Annotated in this window: 22 protein-coding genes; all 22 read left to right on the forward strand. The window is 36.6% G+C overall.

Going from position 1 to position 22,816, the window contains the following annotated elements:
* Positions 1 to 205 precede the first annotated feature (205 nt).
* The 22 genes from mreC (at position 206) to J6L95_RS05385 (ending at position 22,771) form a co-directional block, all read left to right on the forward strand.
* Complete coding sequence (mreC, locus tag J6L95_RS05280; RefSeq protein WP_287458409.1) at positions 206 to 1,048, forward strand: rod shape-determining protein MreC; 843 nt, start codon at positions 206 to 208, stop codon at positions 1,046 to 1,048.
* Positions 1,048 to 1,581, forward strand: coding sequence for a rod shape-determining protein MreD (locus J6L95_RS05285; RefSeq protein ID WP_051654345.1), 534 nt, complete (start codon positions 1,048 to 1,050; stop codon positions 1,579 to 1,581). Before mreC ends, J6L95_RS05285 begins: the two co-directional genes overlap by 1 nt.
* A gap of 175 nt (positions 1,582 to 1,756) precedes the next feature.
* The gene (rpsB, locus tag J6L95_RS05290; protein WP_029070470.1) at positions 1,757 to 2,581 is read left to right on the forward strand and encodes a 30S ribosomal protein S2; all 825 of its coding nucleotides are present in this window, start codon (positions 1,757 to 1,759) and stop codon (positions 2,579 to 2,581) included.
* Positions 2,582 to 2,642: 61 nt separating this feature from the next.
* Positions 2,643 to 3,530, forward strand: a complete 888-nt coding sequence (gene tsf, locus J6L95_RS05295) for a translation elongation factor Ts (RefSeq protein ID WP_287458410.1) — start codon at positions 2,643 to 2,645, stop codon at positions 3,528 to 3,530.
* A gap of 135 nt (positions 3,531 to 3,665) precedes the next feature.
* Positions 3,666 to 4,382, forward strand: a complete 717-nt coding sequence (gene pyrH / locus J6L95_RS05300) for a UMP kinase (RefSeq protein ID WP_029070472.1) — start codon at positions 3,666 to 3,668, stop codon at positions 4,380 to 4,382.
* 6 nt (positions 4,383 to 4,388) lie between these two features.
* On the forward strand, positions 4,389 to 4,934 hold the full coding sequence (gene frr / locus J6L95_RS05305) for a ribosome recycling factor (RefSeq protein ID WP_029070473.1): 546 nt from the start codon (positions 4,389 to 4,391) through the stop codon (positions 4,932 to 4,934).
* Positions 4,935 to 4,980: 46 nt separating this feature from the next.
* Positions 4,981 to 5,457, forward strand: coding sequence for a GNAT family N-acetyltransferase (locus tag J6L95_RS05310; RefSeq protein ID WP_287458411.1), 477 nt, complete (start codon positions 4,981 to 4,983; stop codon positions 5,455 to 5,457).
* A gap of 107 nt (positions 5,458 to 5,564) precedes the next feature.
* A complete protein-coding gene (locus J6L95_RS05315; RefSeq protein WP_074685805.1) occupies positions 5,565 to 6,371 on the forward strand; it encodes an MBL fold metallo-hydrolase in 807 nt (268 codons plus the stop codon).
* The gene (locus tag J6L95_RS05320) at positions 6,368 to 7,702 is read left to right on the forward strand and encodes an MATE family efflux transporter (RefSeq protein ID WP_035885270.1); all 1,335 of its coding nucleotides are present in this window, start codon (positions 6,368 to 6,370) and stop codon (positions 7,700 to 7,702) included. Before J6L95_RS05315 ends, J6L95_RS05320 begins: the two co-directional genes overlap by 4 nt.
* Before the next feature lie 115 nt (positions 7,703 to 7,817).
* Positions 7,818 to 8,564: an undecaprenyl pyrophosphate synthase gene (uppS, locus tag J6L95_RS05325; RefSeq protein ID WP_287458412.1), complete on the forward strand. Its 747-nt coding sequence runs from the start codon at positions 7,818 to 7,820 to the stop codon at positions 8,562 to 8,564.
* Positions 8,561 to 9,337, forward strand: coding sequence for a phosphatidate cytidylyltransferase (locus J6L95_RS05330; RefSeq protein WP_029070477.1), 777 nt, complete (start codon positions 8,561 to 8,563; stop codon positions 9,335 to 9,337). The genes uppS and J6L95_RS05330 overlap by 4 nt, the downstream gene beginning before the upstream one ends.
* A 49-nt stretch (positions 9,338 to 9,386) precedes the next feature.
* Positions 9,387 to 10,535, forward strand: a complete 1,149-nt coding sequence (locus J6L95_RS05335) for a 1-deoxy-D-xylulose-5-phosphate reductoisomerase (RefSeq protein ID WP_029070478.1) — start codon at positions 9,387 to 9,389, stop codon at positions 10,533 to 10,535.
* Position 10,536: 1 nt separating this feature from the next.
* Positions 10,537 to 11,622 carry a M50 family metallopeptidase gene (locus tag J6L95_RS05340; RefSeq protein ID WP_287458413.1) on the forward strand — a complete coding sequence of 362 codons (1,086 nt, stop codon included), beginning with the start codon at positions 10,537 to 10,539 and terminating at the stop codon, positions 11,620 to 11,622.
* Between the two features lie 12 nt (positions 11,623 to 11,634).
* The gene (locus tag J6L95_RS05345) at positions 11,635 to 15,957 is read left to right on the forward strand and encodes a PolC-type DNA polymerase III (protein ID WP_287458414.1); all 4,323 of its coding nucleotides are present in this window, start codon (positions 11,635 to 11,637) and stop codon (positions 15,955 to 15,957) included.
* Positions 15,958 to 16,039: 82 nt separating this feature from the next.
* Entirely contained in the window at positions 16,040 to 16,501 is a 462-nt protein-coding gene (rimP, locus tag J6L95_RS05350) for a ribosome maturation factor RimP (RefSeq protein ID WP_029070481.1), read from the forward strand.
* A 16-nt stretch (positions 16,502 to 16,517) separates the two neighbouring features.
* The gene (gene nusA / locus J6L95_RS05355; RefSeq protein WP_287458415.1) at positions 16,518 to 17,906 is read left to right on the forward strand and encodes a transcription termination factor NusA; all 1,389 of its coding nucleotides are present in this window, start codon (positions 16,518 to 16,520) and stop codon (positions 17,904 to 17,906) included.
* 11 nt (positions 17,907 to 17,917) lie between these two features.
* Positions 17,918 to 18,172 carry an RNase P modulator RnpM gene (gene rnpM / locus J6L95_RS05360; protein WP_029070483.1) on the forward strand — a complete coding sequence of 85 codons (255 nt, stop codon included), beginning with the start codon at positions 17,918 to 17,920 and terminating at the stop codon, positions 18,170 to 18,172.
* Positions 18,162 to 18,467, forward strand: a complete 306-nt coding sequence (locus J6L95_RS05365) for a L7Ae/L30e/S12e/Gadd45 family ribosomal protein (RefSeq protein ID WP_287458416.1) — start codon at positions 18,162 to 18,164, stop codon at positions 18,465 to 18,467. The genes rnpM and J6L95_RS05365 overlap by 11 nt, the downstream gene beginning before the upstream one ends.
* A 2-nt stretch (positions 18,468 to 18,469) precedes the next feature.
* Entirely contained in the window at positions 18,470 to 20,320 is a 1,851-nt protein-coding gene (gene infB / locus J6L95_RS05370; protein WP_287458417.1) for a translation initiation factor IF-2, read from the forward strand.
* Positions 20,320 to 20,655: a 30S ribosome-binding factor RbfA gene (rbfA, locus tag J6L95_RS05375; RefSeq protein ID WP_029070486.1), complete on the forward strand. Its 336-nt coding sequence runs from the start codon at positions 20,320 to 20,322 to the stop codon at positions 20,653 to 20,655. Before infB ends, rbfA begins: the two co-directional genes overlap by 1 nt.
* A 110-nt stretch (positions 20,656 to 20,765) precedes the next feature.
* Entirely contained in the window at positions 20,766 to 21,890 is a 1,125-nt protein-coding gene (gene nagA, locus J6L95_RS05380; RefSeq protein WP_287458418.1) for an N-acetylglucosamine-6-phosphate deacetylase, read from the forward strand.
* A 2-nt stretch (positions 21,891 to 21,892) separates the two neighbouring features.
* Positions 21,893 to 22,771 carry an aldose 1-epimerase family protein gene (locus J6L95_RS05385; RefSeq protein WP_287458419.1) on the forward strand — a complete coding sequence of 293 codons (879 nt, stop codon included), beginning with the start codon at positions 21,893 to 21,895 and terminating at the stop codon, positions 22,769 to 22,771.
* Positions 22,772 to 22,816: the final 45 nt, after the last annotated feature.

The following is a 22,816-nucleotide window of genomic DNA, read 5'->3' on the forward strand; positions in this document are numbered from 1 at the left end:
TATACGGTAGAGGCGAAGTGGACACGCCTGTAAGAATAAGGATTGCCTGACTTGTCGGGTGGAAACTTAAATATCAAACTTCTTAAATAGAACCGTCAGGTTCTTAGAAGCCACCTACCTTTAGGTGGGTGGTAGTTCACAAAGAACATGATGTAATTGCATTTTTGCAGTGTATATTTTATAATAGTCCCACGAGGTGAGGAATGTGTTCAACGATAAAAACAAAAAAGCGAATAAGAGAATGTTTATCGTGACGATTGTCCTTGTTGGGGCGAGTGTAATCTCCCTTTTGACAAGTACGAATGTTGTACCTGGATTTGGAGTTGTAAAAGATGCAGTTTCTAATATTGAATATTATATTTTTAAGGCACCAATTGATGGACTTGGCAATTTGGCATCTGAATATGCTGCATTGAAAGATGTCTATAATGAAAACAAGAAATTAAAGAAATCCTTGGATAATTATGCAAGAGAGCTAGCTTATAATAAGCAGCTTGAGAAGGAACTTAATGATTTAAAATCTATTACGAACATTAAGAATCTGCCTACTGAATATACATTGTCATATACTAGTGTAATCAAGAGAGATTCTGAGGCCTGGGATAGTACAGTCATGATCAATTCAGGAAGCCAGTCAGGCATCAAGAAAGGTATGGCAGTCATGAGTGCTAATGGCATGGTTGGTGTGATTACACGTGTAGGTGCTGTTTCTTCTGAAGTGCGTCTATTATGTACAGAGAACACAGGATTCCAGCTTCCAGTGATGATTCAAAGCGGCAAGGATACGCTTTATGGCCTACTTAATGGTTATGATACAGGAACTCACTGTTTTAAGATTCAGCTTTTATCGACAGCTTCTAAAGTTGAAACCAATGCTGAGGTGTTAACAAGCGGGCTTGGTGGCAGCGATAAGACACCTAAGGGTATTTTGGTTGGTAATGTTAAAGGATTTACTAATGATAATGCATCTACTGGGAAAATCATTGCTGTTAAGCCAAGCGCAGATTTTGATAATCTAAATTATCTTGCTATTGTAAAGAGGAAATAATGATGAGAAACAGATTGATTCGTAGTTTTATTATTATGGTAATTGCTTATCTCATCGATGGTCTGATTGTCTACTTGTTGCCATATCCATTTACAAGACAGGGCGCAATTATTGTACCTTCATTAGGTCTTATTTGCTTTACTATGCTTGTTAATGATCTAGATGACAGTACTGAAAGATATTTCTTTTCAGCAATTTGTGGACTTTACTACAGTATTGTCTATTCTAATGCGCTAGCAGCTTATGTATTGATTTATATTATTATCGCTTTTGTACGTACGAAGTTTTTCTCTACCAACAGATTTGGTTTTATGCAGTTTGCGGTATTTGCAATGTCAATTGTTGCTTTCAAGGAAGTTTTTATCTACGTGCTTGAATTTATTGTAAGAGCAACTTCGTTTGCATTCTATCTCTTTATTTTGCAAAGACTCTTGCCAACAATGTTAATCAATGGCATTCTTTCATTGTTAGTGTATGCCATCTATCCAAAGCTTGGTATTAGTAAAGAAGGAAATACATATTTAGAAAGATAGGGGACACCTATCTTTTTTATATTTCTTATTAATGATGCTTGTATTTCTTATAAGATTATGTTATATTCATTGAGGTGTTTTAAATACACACACTGTGGATTCTCTTGACGAGTGCCTGAAAGGGTGTCAAAAGTTAGAAGCAGTGGAGGAAAAAACGAAAAGGAGGAAATTACACATGTCAGTAATTTCAATGAAAAGACTATTAGAAGTTGGTGTTCATTTCGGACATCAGACAAAAAGATGGAACCCAAAAATGGCTCCATACATTTTCACATCAAGAAACGGAATCTATATCATTGACTTAAAGAAGTCTTCTGAAAAGATCGATGAAGCTTACAAAGCAATGATGGATATCGCTGCTAAAGGTGGAAAAGTATTATTCGTAGGTACTAAGAAACAGGCTCAGGAAGCTGTACAGGCTGAAGCTGAAAGATCTGGTTCTTACTATGTTAATTCTCGTTGGTTAGGTGGTACTTTAACTAACTTCAAAACTATCACTAGAAGAATCAAGAGATTAATCGAATTAGAAAAAATGGAAGAAGATGGTTCTTTAGAAAAGTATACTAAAAAAGAAGCTATCTTAATGATGAAAGAAAAAGCTAAGTTAGAAAGAAACTTAGGTGGTATCAAAGATATGAAGAAGCTTCCAGATGCTTTATTCGTAGTTGATCCTAAAGTTGAACATAACGCTGTAGCTGAAGCTAAAATCTTAGGTATCCCTGTATTCGGTATCGTTGATACTAACTGTGATCCTGATGAAGTTGATTACATCATCCCAGCAAATGATGATGCTATCAGAGCTGTTAAGTTAATCGTTGCTTCTATGGCAGATGCTATCTGTGAAGCAAAAGGTGAACCAACAACTGTTGCTTACTTAAAAGATGAAGAAGAAAAAGAAGTAACTATGAACGATGCTGTTGCTTCTGTTGAAGAAAACAGAAACAGAGGTCCAAGATACAAGAACGCTCGTAGAAATAATAGAGGACCAAGAAATAACTAATAACGTTCACAAATAAGGAAGCTTCCGCTTCCTTATCATTATATTAACGGAGGAAAAAGAAATGGCTGTAACTGCAAAATTAGTAAAAGAATTACGTGAAAAAACTGGTGCAGGTATGATGGACTGTAAAAAAGCATTAGATGCTACTGACGGTAACATCGAAGCTGCATTTGACTGGCTTAGAGAAAAAGGTATCGCTAAGGCAGCTAAGAAAGCTGATAGAATCGCTGCTGAAGGTTTATCTGCTTTCGCAATCAAAGGAAATACTGCTGCATTAGTAGAAGTAAACTCTGAAACTGACTTCGTTGCTAAGAATGAAGAATTCAAAGAATTAGTAAACTTAATCGCTAACGTTGCTGCTGATAATAAATGCGCTGATGTTGAAGCTGCATTAAAATTAGATGTAGATGGTAAAGATCTTGAAACAGTAATCGCTGAAAAGACTGGTAAGATCGGTGAAAAATTATCTTTAAGAAGAATCGCTGTTATGGAAAAAACTGATGAAGAAGCATTCGGTGCTTACTCACACATGGGTGGATCTGTTTCTGCATTAGTTAAGATTTCAATTGATGATGCTGAAAAAGCAAGAGACATCGCTATGCACGTAGCTGCAAGTGCTCCTCAGTTTATCTCTGAAGAAGATATCCCTGCAGACGTTCGTGAAAGAGAATTAACTGTATTAAAAACTCAGGCTGAAGAAGAAAATGCAAAAGCTGCTAAACCAAAACCAGCTCAGATCATGGAAAAGATCATCATGGGTCGTTTAAAGAAAAACTTCAAAGAAATCTGCTTAAATGATCAGGAATTCATCAAAGATCCAGATCAGACTGTTGAAAAATACTTAGGTAAAGGTAAAGTATTAGAAATGGCTCGTTTCAAAGTTGGTGAAGGTATCGAAAAGAAAGAAGACGACTTCGCTGCTGAAGTAGCTGCACAGGCTGGACTTTAAAATTGATTGAGAGACTTTTTGTCTCTCTTTTTTTACGCAAACATTTGTTAGTATAGGCTTTTTTATTGAGTCTATAAATTGTTGACGTGATTCTAATATTCAATTAGAATGTATGTATGAGAAAAGGAGATTCTTATGAAATATAATAGAGTTTTACTTAAAATCAGCGGGGAAGCTTTAGCTGGTGAAAAAGGTACAGGTATTGATCCTAAAGTTGTAGCAGATATCGCTGCTCAGATTAGAGATGCAAAAAATCTAGGTGTAGAAATCGCTGTTGTATGCGGTGGTGGAAATATCTGGAGAGGAAAGACTGGTGCAGACATGGGCATGGAAAGAGCTAATGCTGACTACATGGGTATGTTAGCAACTATCATGAACGGTCTTGCATTACAGAACGCACTTGAAGCTCTTGGCGTACATACACGCTGTATGACAGCTATTGAAATGAAAGAAGTTGCTGAACCATATATTAGAAGAAGAGCTGTTAGACATCTTGAAAAAGGTAGAATTGTTATCTTTGCAGGTGGTACAGGTAGCCCTTACTTCACAACAGATACAACTGCTGCATTAAGAGCAGCTGAAATCAATGCTGATGTTATTCTTATGGCTAAGAACGGTGTTGATGGTGTTTATTCAGCAGATCCTAAGATTGATCCAACAGCAACTAAGTTTGATAAGCTTACTTACTTAGATGTCTTAAACAAAGACTTAAAGATCATGGATCAGACAGCTATTACATTATGTAAAGACAATGATATTGATTTATCAGTTTTCAATATGCAAAAAGAAGGCAATATTGCTTTAGCTTGCGAAAATAAAGTAGATGGAACTATCATCTCGAAGGGAGAATAATAAATAATGATCGATGAAGTATTATTAGAAGCAGAAGAAAAGATGGAGAAGACTGTCGCTAACTTCTCTAAAGAACTATTAAACATCCGTACTGGTAGAGCTAATCCTTCAATGCTTGAATCAGTTATGGTTGAATACTATGGCGCACCTACACCATTAAACCAGGTTGCAGGTATCAGCGTATCTGAAGGTCGTCAGTTAGTAATCAAAGCTTACGATAAAAGCTCAATGAAAGATATCGAAAGAGGAATCTATGAAGCTGATTTAGGCTTAACTCCTCAAAATGATGGTAATGTTATTAGAATCAATATTCCACCTCTAACAGAAGAACGTCGTAAAGAATTAGTTAAGCAGGTAGGAAAGATTGCTGAAAGAGATAAAGTAGCGTTAAGAAACGTCAGAAGAGCTGCTAATGATGATGTAGAAAAATCAGGTGAAACTGAAGATGCTATCAAGCAGGGTAAAAAAGATGTTCAGGATTTAACTAACAAATATGTTAAGAAAATTGAAGACATCGCTAAAGAAAAAGAAAAAGATTTAATGACTGTATAAAAATGAGGCTGGTGGTAGCATCAGCCTTTTTCATTAGGAGGATACTATGATACGAGAATATAAAACATCAGATATAAAAGACATGATACGCATCTGGAATGAAGTTATTGAAGAAGGAATAGCTTTTCCACAAGAAGAGTTTTTAAATGAAGAAAGTGCAATAAAATTCTTCTCTGAACAGGCTTACTGTGGTGTATTTGAGGACCAAGGAAAAGTTGCTGGCCTCTATATTCTTCATCCTAATAACGTGGGCAGATGCGGACATATCTGTAATGCTAGCTATGCGGTTGATTCTTCTTGTAGAGGAAAGCATATCGGTGAGCAGCTTGTAAAGGATTGTCTAATTCAAGCTAAAAAACATGGCTTTAAAATAATGCAGTTCAATGCCGTAGTAGAAAGCAATATTCATGCCAGACATCTCTATGAAAGAATTGGATTTCATCAATTAGGCGTTATTCCAAAGGGTTTTAGAATGAAAAATGGACAATATGAAAATATTTGTCTTTATTACATTAAATTATAATAATAGTAAAGGACTGAGATCGGTCCTTTTTCCTTTTGTTGACATAAATCAAATAAATTGATACAATGCTGTTGACACGGTGTCAATAATAAAAGGAGAATCATAAAATGAATGTAATCATTAATAAAAAAGGACAGGCTGTCCCTGAAAGAGTAGAACATATTTCCAAGCAAAATTTCGATAGAATTGATGGTACAGAAGTACGTTGGTTAGCTGGTGGAGGAGCCATGATTAATAGCAGAGGAACTGTTATTATGATTGATCCTGTTTTAGAAGGATTTGATATGCCTCTTGCTTGTGAAATCCCTCTGGCAATACATGACGTTAAAAAAATAGACGGTTATCTTGTGACACACATAGATAATGATCACTTTTCAAGAGCAACATTAAATGATACAAAATCTCATACAAAAAGCTGGCACGCCCCAAAGTATGTGGCACAGGAAATGGTCAAAGAAGGCGTTGATGGTATTGGCCATGATATTGGAGAAACTTTTTCAATTGATCACATTCAAATCAAATTAACGCCAGCACTTCACAACTGGCAAAACGAGCACCAGAAATGGCAGTATAGAAAATGGGAAAAAGAAGATTATTGTGGTTTTTATCTAGAAACACCTGATGGAACAATTTGGATGCCAGGTGACTCAAAGCTTTTAGATGAACAGCTTTCTTATAAAGAACCTAATGTGATTTTATTGGACTTCTCAGACAATGAATGGCATATCACATTTGAAGGAGCATTAAAGCTTTGTGAGACTTATCCAAATGCAGTACTTATTCCTATTCATTGGGGAAGCGTTGATGCTCCAGACTGGTCTACATTCAACGGTAATCCAATCGCTTTAAAAAAAGCAGTAACTAATCCTGAGCGACTGAAAGTTCTTGTGCCTGGAGAGGCTTATCAATTATGAAAATTACTTTTACTAGAAAAGAACTTGTCGCCATGATTGTTCCATTATTTTTAGAACAGCTGCTGGTGATGCTTGTCGGTATTGCGGATACATTCTTTATTAGTCAGGCTGGGGAAGCGGCGGTAGCAGGTGTATCTTTAGTTAATCAGTTTAATACTGTATTTATTTATCTTTTTACAGCACTTGCCTCTGGCGGTGCTGTTGTAATCAGTCAATATTTTGGCAACAAGGATAAGGCTCGTTCTAGTGAAGCATCAGGACAATTACTGATGTTTTCCATGATTTTTTCTATTATGCTTATGTTCCTCGTCTTAATTGGCAACCGAGTAATATTACAGCTTCTTTTTGGAAACGTAGAAAAAAATGTCATGGATGCCTGTGAGACATATCTTCGAATCTCCGCATACTCATATCCGGCATTAGCTTGCTATAATGCGGGAGCAGCACTTTTTAGAAGCATGGGAAAGACGAGTGTTACCATGTACACTTCCATTGTCGTTAACATAATAAATGTGATCGGTAACTACATTGGAATCTATATTTTACATGCTGGTGTAGCAGGGGTAGCTTATCCCTCATTTATTGCTAGAACAGTTGCTGCGATTATCATAACTGTACTTTGTTTTAATCAGCGATATGCTATTAGTTATCAGATGGAATCAATATTTAAGATCAATCGCACGATGTTAAATAAAATTCTTCGTATCGCTATTCCTAATGGCATTGAGAATGGAATCTTTCAGCTAGTCAAGGTGGCACTATCAAGTATCGTTGCACTTTTTGGTACATATCAGATTGCAGCTAATGGAATAGCACAAAGCATATGGTCTTTAGCAGCTCTTGCCGGTGCTACATTTGGTCCCATTTATATCACTGTAATTGGACAGTGTATGGGCGCATCCGATGTTAAATCAGCATCGTTCTATTTTAAAAAATTAACACAAATTACCGTGCTTTTTTCTGTAGCCTGGAATGCGATAGTATTTTTATTAACACCACTAATGCTTAGATTTTACAGTTTAAATAGTGAAACAGTTGCATTAACACTTATGCTAGTCGTCATTCATAATATCTTCAATGCCTTCGCATTTCCTTTTTCAGGATGTCTTGGTAATGGACTACGTGCAGCAGGAGATGTTCGTTTTACAATGATAGTTTCAGTTGCATCAACAATTGTCGTTCGCCTTGTGCTCTCTTATTTATTTGGTGTCGTGATGAAAATGGGAGTCATCGGCATCGCATGGGCAATGGTATGTGATTGGTGTGTAAGAGCTGTTCTCTTTATTTGGCGCTATAAACAAGGAAAATGGCAGACAATGCGCGTAATCTGATATTAAAGAAGTCAATCATCATATTGACTTCTTTTTTAAAAAGATAGGCCATTCAAGTTATTTCATGTTGCCTGAAGTTTTCAGTATGATATAATGGCAAAAGAGGTGGAAATCTATGATTTTTAAGAAAAAAACAAAATCCTACGACTTAGATATGAATAATATTCCTCAGCACATTGCTTTTATTATGGATGGAAATGGTCGTTGGGCTAAAAAAAGAAAGATGCCAAGAACATTTGGCCATCATGAAGGAACAAAAACTATTCGTTCTTTAGCATTAGAAGCGAATCGTCTTGGTGTCAAGGCTATGACTGTTTACGCTTTTTCTACTGAAAACTTTAAGAGAGATCAGAAGGAAGTAGATTATATTTTCCGTCTTCCTAAAGAATTCTTCTCATTGTATTTAAAAGAACTTATTGAAAACAATGTAAGAATTCAGCTTATTGGTCATCTAGAAATGGCACCTAAGGAAACGCAGGATATTATCAATGCAGCAATTGAGAAGACAAAAGATAATACAGGATTATCACTTGTCTTTGCATTCATCTACGGAGGTAGAGATGAAATTGTACAGGCTACAAAAGTTATTGCACAGGAATATAAAGATGGATTGATTTCAATGGATGATATTGATGAAAACCTCTTTGAGAATCATTTGATGACAGCAGGTCTTCCTCCTGTTGATCTTATGATCAGAACAAGTGGAGAATGCCGTTTATCAAACTATCTTCTTTGGCAGTTAAGCTATGCAGAATTTATTTTTGTAGATACTCTATGGCCTGACTTTAATGAAGAAGAGCTTCATAAATGCATTTACTATTATCAAAACAGAGAACGAAGATTCGGAGGAGTACTTAAATGAAACAGCGTATCATAACGGGTCTTCTGCTAGCCCTAGTGTTGATTCCAGTCGTTGTTGTAGGATCAGTAAGCTTTCAGATCGCTATGGCACTTATCGCTGGTGTAGCAACATTTGAACTATTATCTATATGCAAGAATCCTAAAGCGCATATCTATCTATATGGGATAGTTGGCTTCTTCTTGTTCTATAGTATCTTTACAAGCAATAAGACAGTTGTACCAAGCATCAATATTGCGATCTACTTGATTGTTCTGCTTGTCTGCGGCATCTTTGATGCCGGCATTGATTTTGCCAGATTAGGCTATTACTTTACTGGTGGAACACTAGTCGCATTAGGATTGCATATGGTCTATGTCATGCGTATGCACCTTGGTTTATCTTATGTCTTATTATTAGCTATTGCTACTCTTGGAGCTGATACTTTCGCTTACTTTGTAGGTCGTGCTATCGGTAAGCATAAGCTTAATCCAAGATTATCTCCTAATAAAACAATTGAAGGTTCTATTGGCGGTATCATCTGTGGTGGTACTTTAGCATTAGCTTTTGGTTTCTTAATGAAAATGCCATTATCTTTATGGCAGTTAGCTGTAATAAGTTATGTCTTATCTTCTACAGGACAGATTGGTGATTTAACTTTCAGCAGCATCAAGCGCTACTTTGATGTCAAGGATTATTCGCAGATCTTCCCTGGACATGGTGGGGTACTTGATCGTTTTGATTCAATTATCTTCAATGCGATGGTATTAGGACTATTGCTTAATATTTTACTATAATGAATCTCTTATTTATTAAGAGATTCTCTTACTTTGAGGAGGTCACTTTATGAAAAAAATTACTGTTCTTGGCGTTACTGGATCCATTGGAACACAGACTGTTGAAGTTGTCTTAGAACATCCTGATCAGTTTGAAATCATTGCCATGTCAGCTGGACATAATATGAAGGTCCTAAAAGACATTATGGCAAAGCTTCCAGTAAAGCATATTGCGGTTATAGATGAACAGGATGCGATTGCATTATCTAAAGAATATCCTGATCGTCATTTCTATTATGGTGATGAAGGACTATTAACAATTGCAACATTAGAAGAAACTGACATTGTCTTAAATGCCATTGTTGGATTTGCCGGATTATTGCCTACAATGGAAGCTATCAAGGCAAAGAAAAATATTGCGATTGCCAATAAAGAAACACTAGTTGTGGCAGGACATCTTATTATGCCGCTTGTTAAAGAATACGGCATTGAACTTTTACCAGTTGATAGTGAACATAGTGCCATCTGGCAGTCTATGAGAGCAGGTCATCATGGAGAAGTCAGCAAGATTTTATTGACATGCAGTGGGGGCAGCTTTAGAGACAAGAGTCTTGAAGAACTTAAGAATGCCACTGTAGAACAGGCCCTCAATCATCCAAACTGGAGCATGGGTGCTAAAATTACAATTGATAGTGCCACTTTGTTTAATAAGGGATTAGAAGTCATGGAAGCCAAATGGCTTTTTGATGTAGACTATGATGATATTGAAGTGCTCATTCATCCTGAAAGTGTTCTGCACTCAGCAGTAGAATTTAGCGATACTGCAGTCATCGGACAGATGGGAACACCTGATATGCGTCTTCCTATTCAGTATGCTTTGACTTATCCTAATCGTTGTGACTTAAAAGCGGAACGTCTCTCATTATCGGATATTGGTACACTTCATTTTAGAAAACCAGACACTACACGTTTCCCTGCATTGAAACTTGCCTATGAGGCAGGAAGAACAGGAGGCAGTATGCCTTGTGTACTAAATGCGGCTAACGAAGTTGCCAATTTACTTTTTAGAGAAGGACATATTAAATTCCTTGAAATTGTTGATTTGGTTAAGGATGCTATGGATCATCATGAAGTGGTAGAAAACCCATCACTAGATGAACTATTGCTCATTGATCAAAAAACAAGAGCATATGTAAAACAGAAAGCAGGTGTTGCATAACATGCAGATTATCATTAACCTTATTGTTTTTCTATTTATCTTAACTACTATTGTATCCATTCATGAATTTGGACACTTCATTGCTGCAAAGATCTTTGGAGTCTACTGCGGTGCCTTTTCTATTGGTATGGGGCCTAAGATTTTTCATAAGAAAGGAAAGGAAACGGAATTTCAGATTCGTGCTCTTCCTATCGGTGGCTTTGTGTCAATGGCTGGAGAAGCTGATCAGGAAGACAATGAGGAATTCAAGGATCTTCCTGTTGAAAGAACATTAAAAGGCAAGAAGACTTATCAGAAAGTCATCATCTTCTTAGCTGGTATTTTCATGAACTTTGTCTTGGCCATTGTTATTATGCTCGTCTTAAACGTGAGCGTTGGTACGACACCAGTCAATAACTGTGTTATTGGACAAGTATTAAATGATACACCAGCACAGAAGGCAGGGCTTAAAGTCAATGATCAGATTGTTGCGATTACTGATCAGAATACGCATCAGGAATTTCCTGTTGAGAGTATTGAAGGATTAAATAAAGCTTTATCTGGTGATGCCCATAACAATGAAAAGACTGTATCACTTATTGTCACTATCAAAAGAGATGGGAAGAAACAGGATGTCCCAATGACAGTGACTTATCAAAAAGATGCAGCAGGATATAAGCTTGGCATTATGCAAAAGACACGTCGTCTTGGTATTGGAGAAGCATTTACTAATACATTTACGACAATTGGTACAATGTCTCTAGCTATCTTCAATGCTTTGAAGCTTTTAGTTGTCAATTTCACTTCAACTGTAAAACAGATGAGTGGACCAGTTGGTATTTATAAGGTAACTGCTTCAGTTACTGAAAATGGACAGGTAGCTGAAATCTTCTATTTGATGGCATTGTTGTCTGTCAATATTGGTATCTTTAATTTGATGCCAGTGCCTGGTCTAGATGGTGCTCAAACACTCTTTGCGATTGTCGAAGGGGTTATTGGTAGAGAATTGCCAATTAATGTGAAGTATGCCTTACAGGCTGCTGGACTTGGTTTAATTTTATTATTGATGTTCTATATTACATTCCAGGATATTATCAAACTATTTTAAGGAGGAATTTACATGGACAAAATGGCGATCTTGCTTAAGCAGTTAGAGCTAAGCAATGTACCACATCTTTTATCTTCAAAGATAAAGCGTGTTATCGTACATCATGATGATCATTACACCTTCTTCATTTCATCTGCTCAATTATTGCCATTAGATGAAGTGACACGTCTATTAGATTCACGTAATCACTTCCCATATCCAACTGAATTCTTCTTTGAAACAAAACAAAGCTTTGATGAAGCAGAGGTTCTTGAATACTCTGCTTTTATCTTTGAGAAGCTCGCAATCAGATATCCAGAGATTGCGACAGTAGAAAAGAAGGATTTGTCTTTTAAGAATAATGTGCTATTGATACAGGCTATCAATGTGATACAGGTGAATCAGTTTACAAACTTGTATCCTGTATTTGAACATTATTTCCAGATGTTTGGTCTTCATATTTCATTTAAGACTTACATTGATAAAAACAATGAGGATTATAAGGCATTAGAAGAAGAACTTAATCATCCTGCTGATGCTTATGTTAGTCCTGAAGCATTAAAGATGGTCTCATCAAGTGCACCTGCACCTTCTCATTCTTTTGAAAAGGGGAAACAGCGTTCTTATAAGAAAGAATATACACATGTCAAGATGTGTGAAATCGATGGCAATATCAGAGAAGTTATGGTTCAAGGGTATTGCTTTAAAGAAGAAACCATCCAGATTAAAAGTGGGAAACATATCCAGACTCTTTATGTGACTGATTATACGGATAGTATTATCGTTAAGCGTTTTGAAAGTAAACGTGTGCCTAAAGAAGAACTTGATAAACTTAAAAAAGGTGGAAAATGGATTCGTGTTACAGGTCAGGTGGAATATGATAAATATAGTAAAGAAGATACGCTTATGGCTCGTGATATTGAAATCATTCCTTCTCCAAAAGAAAGAGAAGATACCGCCAAAGAAAAGCGTGTCGAATTACATATGCATTCCAATATGTCTACACTTGATGGTATGAATCCCGTTGCGGATTATATAAAGCAGGCTGCAAAATGGGGACATAAGGCTGTTGCGGTTACTGATCATGGTAACGTACAGTCTTTCCCAGATGCACAATCAGCTGCTAAAAGCAATAATATCAAGATGATTTATGGGGTAGAGCTCAATATGATTGATATGGACTTTACAAGTGTCATGAATGTAAGCTCTATTCCTCTTAATGATTTAACCTTTGTTTCATTCGATTTGGAAACGACAGGTCTATCGCAGATTGATGACCACATCACTGAATTTGGTGCAGTCAAGATCAAGAATGGATTGATTGTAGATCGTATGCAAAGCTTTGTAAAATCACCAAAGCCAATCAGTCCTAAGATTTCTGAGTTGACAAGTATTACCAATGAAGATATCAAGCATGCACCTACTATCGAAGAGCTTATGCCTAAGATTCTTGAATTCTTTGGTGATCATCTGCTTGTAGCGCATAATGGTAAATTCGATATTGGTATGCTTGATAAGGATCTGCGCAATATGGGACAAGAACCAATTCAAAATACTTGGATTGATTCGCTTCCTTTAGCTAGACATCTTATTCCTTTGATGCGTTCTTATCGATTAGGAGCAGTATGTAATTATTATAAGATTCCTTATGATGGGGAAGAAGCACACCGTGCTGACTATGATGCGGAAGTATTGGGGTTAGCTTTTAACAGTATGGTGGAAGATATGAAAAAGAGAGACATCCAGGATGTCAATGAGATCAATGATCTTCCTATTGAAGAAAGCTACAAGCATGCTTTCCCTTATCATATGACCGCTATCGCCAAGACGCATGATGGATTAAAGAACATGTTTAGAATTATCTCTTTGGCTAATACAAAGTACTTCTATCGAAGTGAACGTATTCCTAGAGCTGAACTAGAACATTATCGTGATGGCTTGCTTTATGGTTCATCATGTCTTAACTCGAAGGTCTTTGAAATTGCTGCTACGAGAAATATTGAAGAATTACGTGAAGAAATTCGTTTCTATGATTATATTGAAATACAGCCATTGGTGGATGCTGAATGTCTTGTCTATAGACATCGCTATGAATCATTGGAAGATATTCAGAAGATCTATGAACGTATTATTCAGGTGGCCAAGGAAGAAGGAAAGATCATTGTCGCAACAGGGGATGTTCATTTCTTAAATCCAAGTGATAAGATTTTTAGGGATGTCTTTATTTCCAATGATAAACTGCAGATCAATGGTCGTCCTCATCCACTTCTTGTAAGAGGGGATCCAAAGGCATTGACTCCTGATTGTTATTTTAGAACAACAGATGAAATGTTGAAGCTGTTCCCTTATTTAAGTGATGAAGAGACTTATGAGTATGTTGTTACAAATACCAATAAGATTGCTGATCTTTGTGATGATGAGATTCAGGTTGTTAAAGATAAGCTGTATCCACCACACATTGAAAACGTAGATCAGAAGTTCAAGGATCTTTGTTATGATACAGCTCATCGTCTTTACGGTAAGGAGCTTCCTGAAGTTGTTGAAAAGAGACTTGAAAGAGAAGTGTCAAGTATCATCAAACATGGATTCGCCGTTATCTACTATATATCTGCACTCCTAGTTCATGCATCCAATGATGATGGTTACTTAGTAGGTTCACGAGGTTCCGTTGGATCTTCGTTTGCAGCCACAATGTCAGGTATATCTGAAGTGAATCCATTGCCGCCACATTACCGTTGTCCACATTGTCAGCATTCTGAGTTCTTTGAAGATGGCGAGATTGCCAACGGATTCGATTTACCAGATAAACGCTGTCCGGTCTGTGGTACATATATGAAAGGTGATGGACATAATATTCCATTCGAAACCTTCCTTGGATTCAACGGAGACAAGGTTCCAGATATCGATCTGAACTTCTCAGGTGAATATCAGCCAAAGGCACATGCCTTCTGTCGAAAAATCTTTGGAGAAGCCCATTCCTTTAGAGCCGGTACCATTGCCACTGTCGCTGAAAAGACAGCCTATGGTTATGCTAAAGCGTATGCTGAACGTTTAGGTATCGAAGATACCATCAGCGGTGCGGAACTGCAGCGTCTTGCAGACGGATGTCAGGGTGTTAAACGTACAACTGGACAGCATCCAGCCGGCATTATCGTTATTCCAGATGATATGGAAGTCTTTGACTTCACGCCATATCAGTATCCAGCTGATGATGTCAATGCAGCATGGAAGACAACGCACTTCGATTTCCATAAGATCCATGACAACGTTCTTAAATTCGATATCTTAGGACATGTCGATCCTACTGTTACACGTAAACTGCAGGATTTAACAGGAATTGATCCAATGACTATTCCTACTAATGATCCTTATGTCATGAGTCTATTTACAAGCTCTAAGGCATTAGGTATTGATCTGTCTTATATGAACTGCAAGAGTGGGGCTATTGGTCTTCCTGAATTCGGTACGCGTTTTGTCCGCAGTATGCTTGATGCAACTCAGCCTAAGTCATTCAATGACCTTGTCATTATTTCTGGGTTGTCCCATGGTACTGATGTTTACTTGGGAAATGCGGAAACCTTGATCAAGACGGGAACTTGTACATTGTCCAATGTCATTGGGTGTCGTGATGATATCATGGTTTATCTTATTGAAAAAGGTCTTCCTAACAAGGATGCGTTTGATATCATGGAAGTTACCCGTAAAGGGAAAGCACCAAAAGTCTTCCCTGATAAGGGATATGTGGAACTTATGCAGAAGAACAATGTTCCACAATGGTATATTGATTCTTGTTTGAAGATTAAATACATGTTCCCTAAGGCTCATGCGGCAGCTTATGTATATTCTGCTTTGCGTATTGCCTGGTGGAAACTTTATTATCCTAGAGAATATTATACGGTCTATTTTACAACACGTTGTGATGCCTATGAGATTGAGACAATGATCAATGGAAAAGAAGCAACATGGAATAGATATCAGGAAATTCTTCATTTGAAGTCTGAAAACAAGACTTCAAATAAGGATGAAGCATTGATTACGGTTTTTGAAGTATGCATGGAAATGTTTGATCGTGGCTATCATTTTTCACCATTATCTTTAGATAAGAGTGATTCTCGTTCCTTTACTTTAGATAAGGATGATCCATTTGCGATTGTTCCACCATTTACATCTATTGATGGTCTTGGTGATTCTGTAGGGGATACAGTGATTGCGGCAAGAAATGAACATGAGTTTACTTCTGTGGAAGATGTCAAGAAGCGTACAAAGCTTTCTAATACACATATCGAGACATTAAGTCGTATGGGCGTGCTTGATCATTTATCTGAAAGTGATCAGTTATCTATATTTGACTTGTAGTATTAATTATGCTATAGTGTTCTTGTGATAAGATTACAACGAGAGGGGCGACCCTCTCGTTATTTATTGAACTGGAGGTTTTATGCTAGAAAAAATTAAACTTGCAATTGTTCCATTAATTGAAGCACAGGATTGTTATTTAGATGATCTTGTCTATGAAAAAGAAGCAGGAGAGATGTATCTTCGTGTCTACATTGAAAAGAATGGAGATAACTTAGATATGGATACTTGCGTTGCTGTCAGTGAAGCTGTCAGTGAAAAGCTTGATGAAATTGATGTCATCAAGGATGAATATTATCTTGAAGTGTCATCACCTGGGATTGAGAAGCCTTTGAGAACATGGGAAAAAGTTGTTGAAAATGTTGATTCGTATGTTCACATTGACTTTAAGGATCCTAAGGAAGGTATGCATGAAGTAGAAGGTACTATTCTTTCAGCAGAAAATGAAATCATTCTTTTACAGTATTTTGTGAAAGGAAGAAAAAAGAAAATTGAGATTCCTTATGATAATGTACGTTTCATAAGATTGGCTGTTAAGTTTTAAGGAGGATTATTGAATAATGGCTAGAAAAAAAGTGGATGCTGCAACTAAAGCATTTATTAAAGCACTTGATGCACTTGAAGAAGAAAGAGGCATTGCAAAAGCAACTGTTCTTGATGCTTTAAAGGAAGCGTTGGAAAAATCATATAAGAAGAACTATCTTGGTCCTGATTCAATTGTTAATGTTGAAATTGATGAAGAGACAGGAAAAATCAGATTATTTGAAATCAAACATGTCGTTGATGATGTCATGGATGAAGATTATGAATTATCTGAAGAAGAAGCAAAAGAAATTGATCCTAAATATGAAGTAGGGGATGATGTTATTACTGAAGTATCTCCTGAAGTATTTGGTCGTCTAGCTGCCATTCAGACTAAGCAGATTCTACGTCAGAAGATCAGAGAAGCTGAAAAAGAAGCACTTTATAATGAATATGTAGATAAGAAAGATGATATCATTACTGGTATTGTTGATCGTGTAGAAGAAAGATTTGCCATTATCAATATTGGTAAGACTGGAGCATTGCTTCCTCTTAATGCTCAGATTCCTGGAGAAGTGATTAATGAAGGTCAGCATCTTAAGGTTTATGTAAGTGATGTCGAAAAGACAACTAAGGGTACACATATTGGTGTATCAAGAACTGAACCTGGTCTTGTTAAGAGATTATTTGAAATGGAAGTTCCTGAAATCTATGATGGAACTGTTGAAATCAAATCTGTTTCAAGAGAACCTGGTGAACGTAGCAAGATTGCTGTATTTACTGATAATGAAGATATCGATCCAATCGGAGCTTGTGTAGGTCCTAAGGGAACTCGTGTTAGAAATGTTGTGACTGAACTTAATGGAGAAATGATTGATATTATTTCTTGGGATGAAGATCCTATTACATTCATCTCTAATGCTTTATCTCCAGCTCAGGTAGCTACTGTTAAGACCAATGAAGAAGAAAACAGCGCATTAGTTGTTGTTCCAGATAATCAGTTATCATTGGCTATCGGTAAGAGAGGTCAGAACGCAAGATTGGCTGTAAGACTTACTGGATGGAAGATTGATATCAAGTCTGAAAGTGAAATTGCTGAAGAAGGTATTGATCTTGATGCTGATGAAGCAATGAACAATGAATTGCTTGCAGCTATGGAAGAAACTCATCAGGATGATGCTTTAGTAGCTGAATCATTTGATGATGCTTTAGTAGCTGAATCATTTGATGATGAATCTTTTGATGAAGAAGAATCAATCAATGTTGATATTGAAGCTTTAAGAGAACAACATGAAGAAGAAGATACTGATTATGTAAAGGTTATTGCTGAAGAAGATGAAGCTTCTGAAGAAGAAAATGAACCTGAATATGATCCAAAATTCGATGAAGACATTGATTATGATGAATATGACAAGTATTATGATTAATAGGTGATCTTATGAAAAAAATACCTTTAAGAAGATGTGTAGCAACTGGTGAACAGCTTCCTAAGAAGGAACTGATTCGCGTTGTGAAAAATAAAGAGGGAGACGTTTTTGTAGATCCAACAGGAAAACAGAATGGGCGCGGTGCTTACTTGAAGAAATCTGAGGAAGCTATTGCGCTTGCAAAAAAGAAAGGTGTTCTTAATCGTACACTAGGAATTGAAGTTCCTGATGAAATCTACGAAGAACTATTAAAATATGCAAAATAAACAAAATATCTTAAATTTTCTAGGACTTGCAGAAAGAGCAAGAAAACTCTCTACTGGTGAATCAGCTTTGAAGGCTGTGCAATCAAAGACTGCCAAGCTTGTGATTGTCGCTGAAGATGCTGGTCCTAATACGAAAAAGAAGTTCCATGACAAATGTGCTTTCTATGAAGTTGACATTATGGAATGGGGAACGAGTGCAGAATTATCGCAGGCAATTGGTAAATTCAATCGTATGGCTATTGCGATTGAAGACCAGGGCTTTGCGAAGAAGCTTAAAGAAAAGTTAGGAGGTTAATTATGGCAAAGAAGAAAATTATAAAGAAAAAGGGAAATAATAGAAAAAAGAAGATGGTTTCCAACTTTCCTAACAAGAAAGAAGAAAAGAAAATCTTAAATGATGGCATTGTTGAATATGAAGATGGCATCACAGTAGAAGAATTAGCTGAAAAGATTGGACAGACACCTGCCAATGTCATTAAAGTGTTATTTATGCTTGGGACAATGGTGACTATCAATTCATCATTGACTGATGAACAGGTAGAATTAATTTGTCTTGAATATGGATATGAAGCTAAGAAGACAGTAAAGGTTACTGAATTGAACTTTGAAGATCTTGAAATCAATGATGATCCTGCTGATCTTGAAACATGTCCACCAGTTGTTACAATCATGGGACATGTCGATCATGGTAAAACAACATTACTTGATAGAATCAGACAGTCTAAGGTCGTTGAAGGTGAATTTGGTGGTATCACTCAGCATATTGGGGCTTATCAGGTTCCAGTTAATGGAAAGAAGATCACTTTCTTAGATACTCCAGGTCATGAAGCATTCACTGCTATGCGTGCTCGTGGTGCTCAGGTTACTGATATTGTTATTATCGTTGTTGCAGCTGATGATGGTGTAATGCCTCAGACAAGAGAAGCAGTAGATCATGCTAAGGCTGCTGGTGTACCTATCATTGTTGCAGTTAATAAGATTGATAAAGAAGGCGCAGATCCTGAAAGAATCAAGGCTGAAGTGGCTGAACTTGGTCTTATGCCAGAAGACTGGGGTGGAGATGTTGTATACTGCAACATTTCAGCTAAAAAAGGAATTGGTATTCAGGAACTTCTTGAAACAATTACTATCGTGGCAGAGATGTCTGAATTAAAAGCTAACCCTAAACGTTATGCTTATGGTACAGTCATTGAAGGTCGTCTAGATAAAGGTAGAGGTCCAGTTGCTACTTTATTAGTACAGAATGGTACTTTAAGAACTGGTGATCCAATTGTTGTTGGTTCTACTTTCGGTAGAGTAAGACAGATGCTTGATGATACAGGAAAGCCTATCAAGAAGGCGGCACCTGCTACTCCAGTGGAAATTACTGGTTTAAATGATGTTCCTGAAGCAGGAGATCGTTTCATGGTATTTGAATCTGAAAAAGAAGCGCGTCATATTGGTGAAGAACGTGCTAAGATCAAGCAGGAAAAAGAAAGAAATGCGACAAGCGCTATGTCACTTGATGACTTATTCAACCATATCAAAGATGGTGAAGTCGCTAACTTGAATGTCATTGTTAAAGCGGACGTAAACGGTACTGCAGAAGCTGTTAAGGGTTCACTTGAAAAGATTGATATTGAAGGTGCAAAGGTTAACGTTATCCGTTCTACAGTAGGTGCTATTTCTGAATCTGATGTTCTTCTTGCAAGTGCATCACGCGCAATTATCTATGGTTTCAACGTTCGTCCTGATGCTAACGTTAGACGTAAGGCTGAAGAAGAAGGTGTTGAAATCAGACTTCACAATATCATCTATAAGATGGTTGAAGAAATTGAATCTGCTATGAAGGGTATGCTTGCTCCAGAATATGAAGAAAAGGTTACTGGTGAAGCAGAAATCAGAACAATCTACAAGGTATCACGTATCGGTAACATTGCTGGATGTTATGTCACTGATGGTTTTATCAGAAGAGATTGTGGTGTCAGATTGATTCGTCAGGGTGTTGTTGTTTATGAAGGTAAACTTGGTTCACTTAAACGTTTCAAAGATGATGCAAAAGAAGTGGCACAGGGATTTGAATGTGGTTTAACTATTGAAAACTACAATGATATCAAAGAAGGAGATATCGTTGAAGGTTATATCATGGAAGAAGTTGAACGCGACTAATGAAAAAAATTAAAACAGAAAGAATGAATACTTTTATTCTTAGAGAATTATCTTTAATCTTAAGAAATGAAGTAAAAGATCCACTTGTAAAGAACTGTACAATTACAGCAGTAGAAGTTACTAATGATCTTTCTTATGCAAAAGTCTATGTTACATTTATGAATCATTCTAAACGTGGTCTAGAAGCATTACAGAGATCTAAAGGATTTATTCGTTCTCAGTTATCTAAAAAATTAAATGTACGTAAATGTCCTGAACTTAACTTTGTGAAGGATGAATCACTTGAATACGGTAATCACATTGAAGAATTACTTGCCAACCTTAATAAAAAATAATTAATGAGAAGGATATGAAATTCATATCCTTCTTTTTTGCTTTCACATAAAGAAATTGTGTGACTATTAATAAGAGGAAGATGCTATAATATCAAAAGGAGGAAGTATTTATGGAATGTATTATTAACGGTAAATTAATTCTCAAAGATGAGATTGTAAATATGAATCTTTATTTTGAAGATGGCATCATTAAAGAAATCTCTAATCGTGTACCTTGTGATGAAACAATCATCGATGCAGCCAATAGCTACGTTTCCCCAGGTTTTGTAGATATACATACCCATGGTCGTGGTGGTATTGATACGATGGATGTCACTAAAGATACGATTGATCAGCTTTCTAATGCACATCTTAAGACTGGTGTCACTACCTTTTTGCCAACGACAATGACAATGCCTGTTGAACGTATTTCTCAAGCTATTGATGTCATAAGTCAGATGAAGGATAAAGTAAAAGGAGCCAAGATTGGCGGGGTTCATCTTGAAGGACCATTTATTAATAAGATCTATAAAGGTGCTCAAGCTGAAGACTGTATTATTGAGCCAACCTTGGATAATTATAAGAAGTTGACTACGCATCATGAATTAGTCAAGAAGATTACCTTAGCACCAGAAGTTGTAAAAGATAAAGAACTGATTCCTTATTTAACAAGTCAGGGAGTAAGTGTCTCTATTGGACATACGAATGCTACTTATACTGAAGCATTAAAAGCTATAGAAGCTGGTGCTAATTCGACAACACATACTTATAATGCGATGACACCATTGAAACATCGTGATCCTGGAGTAGTTGGTGCAAGCATGCTTCATGATGTCTATGCTGAACTGATTCTTGATGGTGTTCATGTCAGTTATCCAGCAGCTACTATTCTTTATAAAATGAAAGGACCTGAACACCTTGTGCTTATTACTGATTCATTAGAAGCCGCAAGCATGGAAGAAGGCGTTTATCATTTAGGGGGACAGGAAGTCTTTGTAAAAGATGGACAGGCAAGACTTAAAGATGGAACCTTAGCTGGCAGTGTCGTAGCGATGAATGAGGCCATTAAGAATGCATGTGATCATTTAGGCATGAGTTTATGTGAAGCGATCAATTGTGCATCACGTAATCCAGCCAATTGTATTCATAATGAAAAGATAGGTCGTCTAGAAAAAGGATGTCAGGCTGATTTTGTGTTCTTTGATGATGATCTTACAATCAATCAGGTTTATATCAATGGAGAAAGAAGGCTATAATAATGGTGATATTAAAAAATAATTATTTACAGGTAGAATTAGATCCCAAGGGTGCAGAAATTGCGAAAGTGATTGGCAATGAAGATCATATCAACTATATGTGGAAACAGGATCCTTCATTATGGGGACATAGTGCACCTATCTTATTTCCAATTGTAGGAGCTTTAAAGAACGGCAAGACAAATATTGAAGGAAAGTCTTATTCCATGAATCAGCATGGCTTTTCTAGAAATAGTGTTTATGAAGTAGAAGAAAGTGATGATACACATGTTGTTTTTCATCTTCATGAAAACGAAGAAACCAAAACAATGTATCCTTACAGCTTTGATCTATATGTCACTTATACATTAGAAGATAATATATTAAAGGCTGATCTTGAAGTAGTCAACGAAAGAGATGATCATATCATGTTCCAGATCGGTGGACATCCTGCTTTTGCTTGTCCATTTATGGAAGGGGAAAGCGCTAATGATTATTATGTAGAGTTCTCTCAGAATGAAACTGTTTCATCAAAGGTCATTTATCCTGCAAGAGGTGGCATGTCACATGAATTAAAGCCTTTATTTGAAAATGAAAGACGTTTCTTTATAAGACAGGCACTCTTTAATTCTGATGCGATTGTTGTGCCACATTTTAAAAGTGAATCTGTCGCATTGAAATCTATCAATCATGATAAGTCATTGGTATTCCATATGGAAGGATTTGATCATCTGGGATTATGGACAAGCAACCATGTCGGTGGACTTTTGGCTATTGAACCATGGGTAGGTCATACTGACTATGTTGATTTTAATGGAGAGTTCAAGGATAAAGAAGGTATTGTGACTTTGAATAAAGGGGAACGTTTCTATTGTCAATTTAAAATTGAAATTAATCAGTAGAAAGACTAAAACAATTAGTCTTTCTTTTTATTTTCATGCTATAAT

This window comes from Kandleria sp., from assembly GCF_017934775.1.
GTDB lineage: Bacteria > Bacillota_I > Bacilli_A > Erysipelotrichales > Coprobacillaceae > Kandleria > Kandleria vitulina.